12 protein-coding genes are annotated in these 10,671 nt (G+C 53.4%); 10 read left to right on the forward strand and 2 right to left on the reverse strand.

What is annotated here, in order from left to right:
* Positions 1-621, reverse strand: a 621-nt coding sequence (locus ACCI49_RS09200) for a DEAD/DEAH box helicase (protein ID WP_371838666.1), incomplete at its 3' end; no start/stop codon positions are given.
* 5 nt (positions 622-626) lie between these two features.
* Positions 627-1,163 carry a VspR family transcription factor gene (locus ACCI49_RS09205; protein WP_371838667.1) on the reverse strand — a complete coding sequence of 179 codons (537 nt, stop codon included), beginning with the start codon at positions 1,161-1,163 and terminating at the stop codon, positions 627-629.
* A gap of 58 nt (positions 1,164-1,221) precedes the next feature.
* Here ACCI49_RS09205 and ACCI49_RS09210 point away from each other — a divergent pair, with 58 nt between their 5' ends.
* From ACCI49_RS09210 to ACCI49_RS09255, 10 genes are all read left to right on the forward strand, one after another.
* A complete protein-coding gene (locus ACCI49_RS09210) occupies positions 1,222-1,479 on the forward strand; it encodes a helix-turn-helix domain-containing protein (RefSeq protein WP_371838668.1) in 258 nt (85 codons plus the stop codon).
* 609 nt (positions 1,480-2,088) lie between these two features.
* Entirely contained in the window at positions 2,089-2,259 is a 171-nt protein-coding gene (locus ACCI49_RS09215) for a hypothetical protein (RefSeq protein ID WP_371838735.1), read from the forward strand.
* A 451-nt stretch (positions 2,260-2,710) separates the two neighbouring features.
* Complete coding sequence (locus tag ACCI49_RS09220; protein ID WP_371838669.1) at positions 2,711-4,996, forward strand: phage tail sheath family protein; 2,286 nt, start codon at positions 2,711-2,713, stop codon at positions 4,994-4,996.
* Positions 4,997-5,027: 31 nt separating this feature from the next.
* Positions 5,028-5,543 (forward strand): phage tail protein, encoded by a 516-nt coding sequence (locus ACCI49_RS09225; protein WP_371838670.1) that lies wholly within the window; start codon positions 5,028-5,030, stop codon positions 5,541-5,543.
* 49 nt (positions 5,544-5,592) lie between these two features.
* Complete coding sequence (locus tag ACCI49_RS09230) at positions 5,593-6,267, forward strand: hypothetical protein (RefSeq protein WP_371838671.1); 675 nt, start codon at positions 5,593-5,595, stop codon at positions 6,265-6,267.
* Positions 6,264-7,028, forward strand: a complete 765-nt coding sequence (locus ACCI49_RS09235; RefSeq protein WP_371838672.1) for a hypothetical protein — start codon at positions 6,264-6,266, stop codon at positions 7,026-7,028. Before ACCI49_RS09230 ends, ACCI49_RS09235 begins: the two co-directional genes overlap by 4 nt.
* On the forward strand, positions 7,025-8,371 hold the full coding sequence (locus ACCI49_RS09240; protein WP_371838673.1) for a Pvc16 family protein: 1,347 nt from the start codon (positions 7,025-7,027) through the stop codon (positions 8,369-8,371). Before ACCI49_RS09235 ends, ACCI49_RS09240 begins: the two co-directional genes overlap by 4 nt.
* Complete coding sequence (locus ACCI49_RS09245; RefSeq protein ID WP_371838674.1) at positions 8,368-10,275, forward strand: ATP-binding protein; 1,908 nt, start codon at positions 8,368-8,370, stop codon at positions 10,273-10,275. The genes ACCI49_RS09240 and ACCI49_RS09245 overlap by 4 nt, the downstream gene beginning before the upstream one ends.
* The gene (locus ACCI49_RS09250; RefSeq protein ID WP_371838675.1) at positions 10,272-10,517 is read left to right on the forward strand and encodes a hypothetical protein; all 246 of its coding nucleotides are present in this window, start codon (positions 10,272-10,274) and stop codon (positions 10,515-10,517) included. The genes ACCI49_RS09245 and ACCI49_RS09250 overlap by 4 nt, the downstream gene beginning before the upstream one ends.
* Complete coding sequence (locus ACCI49_RS09255) at positions 10,514-10,660, forward strand: hypothetical protein (protein ID WP_371838676.1); 147 nt, start codon at positions 10,514-10,516, stop codon at positions 10,658-10,660. Before ACCI49_RS09250 ends, ACCI49_RS09255 begins: the two co-directional genes overlap by 4 nt.
* The last annotated feature ends 11 nt before the right edge of the window (positions 10,661-10,671 follow it).

A 10,671-nucleotide genomic window follows, 5' to 3' on the forward strand; every position in this document is an offset into this window, starting at 1 on the left:
TACCTGAATAGAAGAGTTATCGATAGCAATGATACTAGGCTCTCTGCAGACATTGTCAGTGATGGCCTGCCCCAGTCCATAACGGTAGTCGCAATGTACCCTACCCGACTCCCTACAGTAGTCTGCCAATACGATGGGGATATTATCAGACCTCCATGGCGTGCCCGTCAGTGCTAACGAATAAGCTGACTTTCCGCTGATATAGCGATATATGGTTTCTCCCCAGCTATTGCTATTACCTTCTTCCATAGCTGCACAATGGTGGATTTCGTCAAATATCACGAAAACTCGATGATTCTCCAAGATTTGCCAAAATGACGTATCCAAAGAAATCATGGCCTGATAGGTCAAAGAGCAACCATCATCACCGAGTTGTCCACCTAACCTTTTACCTGTCTGTGCTTCAAGCTCTTTCTGGAAATCATTAGCTACAACAATTGCTGGGGAAAAGCACATCACCATGTCGATCATTCCCGCATCAAACAGACGCTTGGCCAATAGTGCAGCCATAATCGTTTTCCCTGCACCAGGGGTAGCAAGGCACATGAAGTGATTAATACCTGAAGAATATTGGCTATAGGCTTGAGAGATGGCTTCGGATTGCCATCGACGTAGTTTCATTGAAATTAAAGACTAGGTTTAGTGTTGAGCAGAGACTCGATTGCTCTAACTTTCCCGAGAGTTTTGGCATATTCTTCCCGGGTTCGATCGTACTTTTTCTGAATTGCTCCTTTTAGGCTGGGCTGTGCCTGAGCGATAGCTTCATACTCTTCGAGTGCCCCCGCTGCCGACAGCATATCTGTACGATATTTGCTCAACTTTACTTTAAGCGTATGTACAACCTTCTCAGGTAGCGACTTGTCTGCTTGTTCGGGTATCATTTCCACGTTCTGCCGTACGGTGGGCCTTGAATCCAACTGCGCTAGGTCTTTTATTCGATATTCGATTGGGTGGAGTTTCCCTGTATCTACCCTTTCCAGGACTCCACATTCTTCAAGCTTACGCAAATGCCTATACACTAACTGCCTAGTAAGATTCTTGGGCTTAGATTTATCACCAATCAGCTCCAGGTAGGCGTCCCTAAAACGGGGGACAGAAAAGGTATCAAAATTCCCCATCTTCAAAAGTGAGACGAATTCAGGCTTAACCCTCAGAGCTTTCATAGTACTTCTAGCTGTCTCGAATTTCGCGCCATTGTACTTCGTCTCTACTATCGAGACAATGAAGCCCTCCCCTTACTCACCTGATGCTGAAAAGCTCCGCAAGTGGCTCAAGCAAAAACGCGAAGAGCGAGGGCTCTCTATTCGTGCTGCGGCCGCAATGCTAGGGCGCCACCATTCGATCGTCGGCAAGATCGAGCAGGAGCGCAAAAAGATCGATATCCTTGAATTCGTCGAATACTGCACAGTTCTGAATGCCGACCCGCATGAGGGGCTAGATATACTACTTGACTCCCTTAGAAGTAGGAAAAAGATATAGCTTTCTCTTCCTCGCTACCCATCAGCTCAGCCGGCTCACAAATAACAAGACATCAAAGAACTGTAAGAAATAAAGTTTTATACTCATTTATAAAGTGAGGATGATAATCCTTTACCGCAAGGAGAATTAAATGCTTGTTTAGAATTCCCCTAATATGCTCCGTTAATATGATTTAACCTCCCTACTTAAGTCGTTCCTTCTGAGCCGATATCACTGAAAAGATGAGAGCCAAGATCAAATATGACAGATAAAAATATTAAAAATCAATAAGTTAGACTTATTTGGGGGGGTATTAGCCACAGGCAGCCAAATATCCGGTTGCGGAAGGAAGGAGATGAACCCTGATGAAAACCCATGGAAAAATAACTAATAAAATCAAAATGTTAGGCGCTAAAAGGCGGTTGGTTTATCCAAAAACAGTCAAACACCCGGATGTGCACTTGAGCCAAATCTGGCGTAAGTTGACCGGCGCAGGCTGGCGTGGAGACCGGCTACATACAGTGCACGGTAAGGGGAATTGTCTGAAATGAACCGAAAACTTCTGAGAGAGGCAACGAGCATCGTTATATCGGATACAACTTTGGCCGTTATCTAGATTGGAAGGTCCACCTGTATTTCAGGGACAAACAGGTAATGGAAATCCCTTTTGCAACCGAGCACACCAGCCTGTTGATACTCCTGCCCGATAGGATGCGGCCCGGTAGCTATTGGCAAACAACTCGACTGTTCTTCAAATACTCCTGCCGATGGGAATTTTGGCTGTGGTTTTACTTGTCGTAGGGCACCTCTGATGCGGTGTCTATCGTTTAAGAGAGTGTCCGTCGTTGGTGGGTAGGATCAAATCTCTTCAACTAACGTATGGCAGGATTAGGTGCCGGAAATCGCAGAGATCATGGCAGAAATGTCACCTGTGGACCATGCACATGTATCTGGGCCGTGAAATCTTCGGTTGCAGTACCCTGCGCTACCCAGTATCAACCATCAAATATCACATCTTTGAAAGACAGGCACGCCAGGATGAATCACCTTGGCGCAGAAATGGCTTCATACTTATTGTTACTTTTAAGTAAACTCCTTTTATTCAAAGATATAGAAAATTGAAAACAATTAAATACAAAATATCAGGAGCTGAAATAAGTCGGAGTAACGCCTTTTCACGCTAATGCTTAAAAAAATCTGGCAATGGCACCTGTCTTTCTTTGAGGCAGCACCCAACCACGGAGGGTTGTCCATGGCGGTTTCCGTTTCTTATCCCGGAGTCTATATCCAAGAGGTTCCTAGCGGGTCGCGTGCTATCGCGGGTGCTCCCACCTCAATCGCAGCTTTCGTTGGCTATACGGCCCGCGGCCAGGTCAATAAAGCTAAGCAGCTTTTTAGCTTTGCCGATTTCGAGCGAGCCTTCGGCGGTCTACATATCGACAGTGATCTCTCTTATGCGGTCAATCATTTCTTCCTGAACGGCGGCGGGACCTGTTGGATAGTCCGAACCGCGGAAAATGCCGAGGCTGCGAGTGTTGAGCTGGAATCAACTGGTGGTCAAGTCACACTGGCTGCCACTGCATCAAGCGAAGGGGTTTGGGGTAACAGCCTTAGGCTCTCAGTAGACTACGCCACAGCTGACCCGGTAAATACTTTCAACCTTACGATTACCGAAATGGGAGAGCGCAATGGCCGCCTGGTGGCATTGCGTACAGAGACCCATCGTAACCTGTCGATGAATGACCGTGCTGCAACCTATGCGCCAGACACAGTCAATGCGGCCTCGGAGCTGGTGCGGCTGGTAGATGCCGGCTTGGCTGGTAGTAATCCGGGTACATCGGTCAGTAGTGTGGCGCTGCTAGATGGCGATGTAGTGGCACTAACTGATGAGACACGCCGGCTTAATATATCGATTGACGGCCGTCCTATGCAGGAAATCCTTCTTTTCGAGGAGGGTTCAAATACTCTGGCTAATGTTCTCGCCCTTGGTAATCGTATCGTCACTCAGGCGGAGGAAGCCTATGGTGTTCCTGGTATTCTTAGTGTCACCGAAAATTCCGGTGTACTGACTTTCACTTCAGACAGTACCGAGCGTCACTCGTCTGTAGTTTTTCGCAATGCTTCTTCGCAGAATGCGGCTGCGGCGCTGGGGTTAGGTGTTGCAAATGGCGGGCGTGAGGTAGCCGTAGCGTCGGAATTGCGACCCGCTACATCGGGTACTATCGGTGAGCGTATCGAAGATTTTGGCTCAGTGAGTATCACCAATGGCGATGAGGTTACTATTAACCTGATTGATCTGGCGGCTGATGGGAGCCCGGTTCCCCCTGCTACAAGCACCTTGAGTATTCCCTTGTCGTCTGTGCCGGCCACACTTAGTGAAGCCCGAGCCCAAATACAGGCAGGTCTGAGCGGAAGTTCAGATCCGGCCTTCTCTACCGCTCGTGCGGAGGTCGTTGATAATGCTCTGGTGGTGGTTCCCGGTGCTTCCGTGCCAAGCCTTGGTTTCACCTTTGAGGGTGACGGTGCGGATGCCTTGTTGCTCAATTCGCCAGAAGCTTTCGTCAATATCGCGACCTATCAACTTGGCGTCGGCCTGAGCAAATCAGCCCAGCATCAGGGGTTGCTCGGTAGTGATGGTACACCGCCTTCAGGGTTAGCGGAGATCATCGGCAGTCGTGCGGAAAAGACCGGCATTTACGCGCTCGAAGACGCAGATATTTTCAATATTCTTTCTCTCCCCGGAGTGACCAATATTGCCGCGCTTGCCGAGGCGATCGCTTATGCCGAGGAGCGCCGTTCTATGGTGATCGTCGATATAGATTCGAACGTCAACACACTGGAGGAAGCGCGGGACTGGATTAACGACAATGCCAACAGCTCACTCAAAAGCCATAACTCCGCGGCCTACTTTCCGCGTATTCAGTTGGCCGATCCACTACAAAATGGACGCCTCCGCTCCTTTCCTAATTCGGGGCTTATGGCCGGCCTGTGGGCACGCACTGATGGCCAGCGCGGAATTTGGAAAGCACCCGCAGGGATAGACGCTGGGCTGCGTGGCGTTCAGGCGCTGGATTATCTGCTTACTGACCCAGAGAACGGCGTCTTGAACCCACTCGGGCTCAATTGCTTGAGAAGCTTTCCCGTGTACGGCACTGTGAGCTGGGGGGCGCGTACTTTATTTGGTGCGGATGCTCGGGCCAGTGAATGGAAACATCTCCCTGTTCGCCGCACCGCTTTGTTTATAGAGGAAAGTCTTTACCGCGGTACGCAGTTTGCGGTTTTTGAACCCAACGACGAGCCGCTGTGGGCAGAGATTCGACTGGCAGTGGGTTCCTTTATGAACAGGCTCTTTCGCCAGGGCGCTTTTCAGGGTTCCTCTCCGCGCGAGACCTATTTCGTGAGGTGTGGTTCCACAACTACCACCCAGGCGGATATTGATCTCGGTATCGTCAACATTCATGTAGGGTTTGCTCCCCTAAAACCGGCGGAGTTTGTCGTCATCTCGATCCAACAAATTGCAGGCCAAAGCGAAGCATAGGAAGCAAGATTAGCCACAGGAGCGACAGGCCATGGCCGAATTCAGCGTAAATCCGCAGCGGTTCGATCCTTATAAAAATTTCAAATTCCGCGTTCGCTGGGATGGCCGCTTCGTCGCCGGCATTTCCAAAGTCGGTGCTCTCAAACGCACGACTGAGGTGGTGGAACACCGGGTTGGTGGCGACCCCTCCACTAGCAGGAAATCTCCGGGGCGCTCTAAATTTGAGCCCATTACCTTGGAGCGTGGAGTCACCCATGATCCTGAATTCGAAGCCTGGGCCAGCAAGGTTTGGAATTTTGGCGCCGGCCTGGGCGTGGAGAGCTCCCTGGCCGATTTTCGAAAGGACATCATCATCGAAATGTATAACGAGGCTGGACAGCTCGCTATCGCCTATCAGGTATTTCGCTGCTGGGTTTCTGAATTTCAGGCCCTACCGGAACTGGATAGTAATGCCAATGCCGTTGCTATCCAGAGTATCAAACTCGAAAACGAAGGCTGGGCCAGGGATGTTGAAGTACAAGAGCCCGCCGAACCGACCATAAGCTGAGCAGGCAGAAAATTTCATAAGATTAGGGCTGCAAGGAAGGGGGGATTGAATGGAACTCAGGCTGACCGCAGCCGCCATTCTCGGTGCTTGGGAAATCGGTGCCGCCAGGCGTCCGCTCGACCGCGCCATAGCAATACTCTGGGCTGCCGGTGCCGTGGAGGATATAGATCCGGCAGACTTATCCCTGGCAGAGCGCGATCGTTTGTTGCTGTCGATCCGCGCCAATACTTTTGGCCCTACGCTTCCTGCATGTGCTACCTGCCCCAGCTGTAATGCGGAGTTGGAGATGGAACTTGATGCCGGCAGGCTGATTGATTCCCTCCCTGCCATAGATACCAGTGACCAACCCTTACGCCTACTGACCAGTCGTGATCTTGCTGCTATCTGTAATCTCGCCCCTGACAAACAGGCTTCCGAAATTCGTGCTCGTCTGTGCAATCGAAAGCTGACAGACGGCGAGGCTGAGGTGATAGACCAGCGGATCGAGCAGCAAGTCGTTGCGACAGAACTCTATGCTGAGATCACTTGTTCAGAGTGCAACGCCGGTTGGTCAGAAAGCCTGGATGTTACCAGCCACATCTGGGCGGAGATTGAGATGACAGCACTTGGTCTACTGGGCGAAGTATCTGAAATAGCTGCTGCTTACGGCTGGTCCGAGGGTGAAATATTATCCATGAGCGCCGCTCGTCGAACGGTCTACCTGACCCAGGCGAGGCGGGCATGAGTGGCGTTCTGCAAAGGCTGGTGGGCCGTGCAACAGGTGACGTATCGGCGGGTTTACGTCCGCGCCTGCCATCCCGCTTTGAAACCAACGGCCGGGAATACAGCTTTCGGGAAATTCATACCGAGGAAAATACGCAGCCTTCACCTTCCCCGGTTAAAGAATCGAAAACAAAAATCGATTCTTACGCAGGGAGTTCGACCTCGGCCGCAATCAAATCTTCGCCTGCGCAGGTAATACAACCGGTTGAGATATCTATTGATGCGCCCTCCCCCATAGCCCGGCCTTCAATGACTGGAGAGAAGCGGGCTGGAAAGCCATTGCCCGTTACCCCATCCCCGCTTCTTACTGAAACACACGCTTCTACAATGTCTTCGGAAATGAATGCTTCGATTCCCGAGGACGTATCCCATCAGGAATCACGGGCACCTATTCAAGAATCCGGCATGGAGGTTTTGCCGCATTCTCCCAGTTATAGGCCCAACCTAGCACCAGACCGACTGCCGGAACCGCTACTGCCTCAGAGTCCAACTTCCAACTTCATCGAACAGCTGGAGACAACCGCTACCGCTCCACCACTCAAAACGCCTGCAGCAAGTGAAGAAACTGAAACGGATGTGGTTGCCCCGCCGGAAATCAATATTCATATCGGGCGGCTCGATATTCGTAGCGAGATGCAGAAAACGCCCCCATCAAAACACCGTGCCTCTCAGGCCCGTAGCTTGCCGTCACTGTCGGATTATTTGCGAGGACGGAAGCCATGAGCAATATGCTCGCTGTAGCCGCCGTTACCCAACTGCTCAAGGATCTGATTAATGATGCCCTGATCAATGGTGATGTCTCACAGGCGCTCGGTTCGGATTTTTCCGTAACCGCATTGCCGCCGGATCGAGTGGTGACTGAAAGTGGAGTGGATCAGCCAACCAGGCTCAACCTGTTCCTCTATCGCGTCTCCCCCAATGCCGCTCTGCGCAATGAGGATTTACCGACCCGTAATCGAGCTGGCCAAATAGTACAGCGTCCGCGCCTGGCCCTGGACCTGCACTACATTTTGACGGCTGTATCGGGGCAAGAGCTGCACGCGGAAATCCTGATCGGCTATGCCATGCAACTCTTCCACGAACAACCCATATTGGGTAGGGAAACTATTCGTGCTGCGCTCGACCTTGCTGCTATCGACGATATCCTGCCACAGGAATTCGATCCGATTCGTGCATCAGAGTTGGCCGACCAGATAGAACTGCTGAAAATTACGCCGCAGACGCTGTCCATGGACGACATGTCCAAACTCTGGACTGCTTTTCAGGCGAGCTACCGCACGACCGTAGCCTATAACGTCTCACTGGTATTAATTGAAAGGGAGCTGCCAACCCGATCACCACTGCCAGTGTTGTCCCGCGGTGGTCTTACAGATCCTGTGAGCGGCCGCGATCCCGGCGTGCTGGTTCGTCCCGACCTGTTCCGAAACGTGCCCGCCATCACTTCCGCACGGTCGGCGGATGGGCATCCGGTAGTGCGACTCGCAGGTATTGTGGATATTCAAGGGTTCGCGCTTGATGGTGGAGCACCAGGGACCGAAGTGACGGTACGTTTTACTGAGCCCGGTACCGGCATAGTGCTGGAGATAGCCCCTCTATCCCCGGCCGCTCCCAACCGGCTGCTGGTGCAATTGCCAGATACCGCAGAGGTTTCCCCCGGTAGCCCTGCCGAAGGCACAGTTAATGATCCGGCGACCTGGCGCATCGGCCCTTATATCGTCGATGTGCTGGTACACCGTGCCGACGGACGCGAGCAAGTATCCAATGCTTTGCCCCTGGCCCTGGCACCGGCGAGTGCACCAACTGTGATATCGGCACCACCGGATGTGGAAATTTCCATGTCCTGCAGTCCTCCGATTCGTCCGGGCCAAACTCTTGCCATTCTTGCCGGCCAGCAGATGGCCGTGCTCGCAAGTCCCGCCGCCCCCAGTTTCGAAGCCAGCGCCACCTTTGCGGGCCTCACTTCCGGCTCTGAGATGGCCGTGCGTTTGCGTGTGGATGGTATCGACAGCCCGGTGATCGACCTGACCACCACACCGCCGAGCCTTGAATCGGTGACTGTGCCATGACCGCCGTAGTACAGAGCACACCGGAAATGACACTGGCCACATTGCGCGCTGGGCTGGATGCCGCCCTGGAGAGTACCACTGCACGATTGCGGGCCATTTCAGAAGGTAAACCGCTGCCACATTTTTCAGTACCGGATACTTCCGCCTTGCCTTCAATTGCCAGCATATTCAGCTTGAATGAGGGAGAACAGGAATTGATCAGCCTGGCCGCAGGCTGTGAGTTGGATCCAGGTATCGCCAAAATAGTAAGCGCTGTCAATGGCTCTGGCAATCCCGATCCCTGGCTCGCCGTACAGCTTTTAGGTCCCCAGGCATGGGACCTGCTGTGCCCTGAAGCACCGTTGCGTCGCTGGCGGCTGATCGAATTGACGGGCAGCGGTCCTTTGCGCCAGCGCCAGTTTCGGCTGGATGAGCGTATCCTGCAGGCACTGCTGGGCAACCGCTATCTCGATGCGCGCCTGGAAGGATTATTACACCGCATTCTACCTGTGGTGGCGCCTGGCCCAGCGGCTAGTGGAATGGTCCATTCAATTATCGAGGCTTGGTGCACACCTGGGCGGTTGCCACTGCTACTTCTCGGCGGTCGAGACCAGATGTCCAAGCGGATATTGGCTGCCGCTGCAGCACAAGAGCTCGGCATTCAGCTCTACAGGCTTCGAGCTGCAGATATTCCTTCTGACTGGACGCAACGCACTGCCCTTGCCCTTCTTCTCGACCGGGAACTGGCACTGTCTGGCGCTGCAGTATTGATCGAGGCTGACCCTGAAAACACTGCAGCAGCGGCAATCCTGGTCGATCTGCTCAGCGGTCCCAGTATTCTTTCTGCCGCCGATCCGCCCTTGCCGGAACGCACCCCACGACTTCGACTCGACCTGGAACCTCCCTCTCCCGCCGAGCGTCTGGACACATGGCGCAATGCTCTCGGTTCGCGAGCCGAAGTATTCGGTAGTGAGCTGGAGCGTATCGCCACACATTTCAATCTCGATCCGTCTGCCATCGCGTCGGCCACAGCCATCGTAGAGAATTCTACAGGCTCTCAAGAAACTCTGGCTCCCATGCTCTGGACGGCAGCTCGCGCGCAGGGCCGCCGAGCACTGGAGGGCCTCGCGGAGCGAATCGATTGTCGCGCCAGCTGGGAGCAGCTGGTACTGCCGGCTGAGCAGATTGCCATACTGCAAGACCTCGCAGGGCATCTGCGCAATGCCTGGAAGGTCAGTCAAAGTTGGGGCTGGGCGGCACGCAGTTCCCGTGGACTCGGTGCGGCAGCCCTTTTCGCCGGCCCCTCCGGTACCGGTAAAACTCTGGCCGCAGAAGTGCTTGCGAATGAATTGTCCTTAGATCTCTACTGTATCGACCTGAGCCAGGTGATCAGCAAATATATCGGCGAAACGGAAAAAAACCTTGCGCGCATTTTTGCCGCGGCCGAAGACGGCGGTGCCATACTATTGTTCGATGAAGCCGATGCCCTCTTCGGCAAGCGCTCCGAAGTCAAGGACAGCCACGACCGTTACGCCAACGTCGAAGTGAGCTACCTGTTGCAGAAAATGGAGTCATACGGCGGCCTCGCCATACTCACCAGTAACCAGAAATCTGCCCTCGACACTGCCTTCCTGCGGCGGCTGCGCTACATACTCAATTTCCCCTTTCCCGACGCCGCCGCTCGCGCTGAAATCTGGGCACGCATCTTTCCCGCGGAAACCCCCTGCGAAGGGCTGAACCCGCAGGCATTAGCACGCCTGAATATCTCCGGCGGCGCTATCCGTTCCATCGCCCTGAATGCCGCCTATCTTGCGGCGGCGGTGCCGGAGCCGGTGCAGATGGCGCATATTCACCGCGCGGTGCGGCGGGAGTACGGCAAATTGGAAAAAACTTTTACCGGAGCTGAGCAGGAGGCATTTCGATGAGCGGGAAACCACGCAGAATTGTGCTTCGTATCGATCGGATTACCGTCGATAATCCGGGTCTTGATCGGATGGCGCTGGAGGCTGCATTGCGGCGGGAGGTCGCAGGTGCCCTGGCTGTTCATAAAATGGGAAAACTTTCCACAAGCAGCTATCGAGAGCGGCTGCAGGCGAAGTTGCCGGCGGGCAAAATCGCGCTGCACGACAAAATTGCCAATACGATAGCTAGAGAAATAAACCGATGAGCCGGCTCGCAGGCCGACACCAGGCCCCTGAAATTTCTGAAGTGGTTCTTCGCACCAGGCTCTATCGTGAGGCCCTGGAATCATCCACAGTGATTCGACGCTTTCGCGTTCGTCTTGTAAGTGGAGAAGCGGAGGGTATTTAGATGATTACAAT

This window comes from Microbulbifer epialgicus, from assembly GCF_041447265.1.
Classification (GTDB): Bacteria; Pseudomonadota; Gammaproteobacteria; order Pseudomonadales; family Cellvibrionaceae; genus Microbulbifer; species Microbulbifer epialgicus.